Below are 646 nucleotides of genomic sequence, written 5' to 3' on the forward strand. Positions count from 1 at the left end.
CCTGGCCGCGCAGGCGCTGCGGTCGGGGGAGTGTGGGATCGCGCTGGCCGGCGGGGTCACGGTCATGGCCACCCCGAGGGCGTTCGCGGAGTTTGCGCGGCAGCGGGGGTTGGCTGCTGATGGGCGGTGTAAGCCGTTTGCGGAGGCGGCTGATGGCACGGGGTGGGGTGAGGGCGTTGGCGTGGTGGTGTTGGAGCGGTTGTCGGACGCTCGCGCGCGTGGGCATCGGGTGTTGGCGGTGGTAGCCGGTAGCGCGATCAACCAGGACGGGGCGAGTAATGGTCTGTCGGCGCCGAACGGTCCCTCCCAGCAGCGGGTGATCCGGGCCGCGTTGGCCAGTGCGGGTCTGGCGGCTGGTGATGTGGATGTGGTCGAGGCGCACGGGACTGGGACGGCGTTGGGTGATCCGATTGAGGCGCAGGCGTTGCTGGCGACCTATGGGCAGGGTCGGCCGGAGGGTCGGCCGTTGTGGTTGGGGTCGGTGAAGTCGAATATCGGTCACACGCAGGCGGCTGCGGGTGTGGCGGGTGTGATCAAGATGGTGCAGGCGATGCGGCACGGGATGCTTCCGCAGACCCTGCACGTCGACGCCCCGTCGTCGCATGTGGATTGGTCGGCCGGAGCGGTGGAGTTGCTGACGGCGCCT

Annotated in this window: 1 protein-coding gene; it reads left to right on the forward strand. The window is 69.8% G+C overall.

The window, feature by feature from the left end; genetic code table 11:
• The coding region (locus tag AC3EVP_RS36955) for a beta-ketoacyl synthase N-terminal-like domain-containing protein (RefSeq protein WP_435138193.1) at nucleotides 1-646 on the forward strand (646 nt) is incomplete at both ends.

The sequence above is a fragment of the Actinacidiphila sp. bgisy144 genome, from assembly GCF_057708105.1.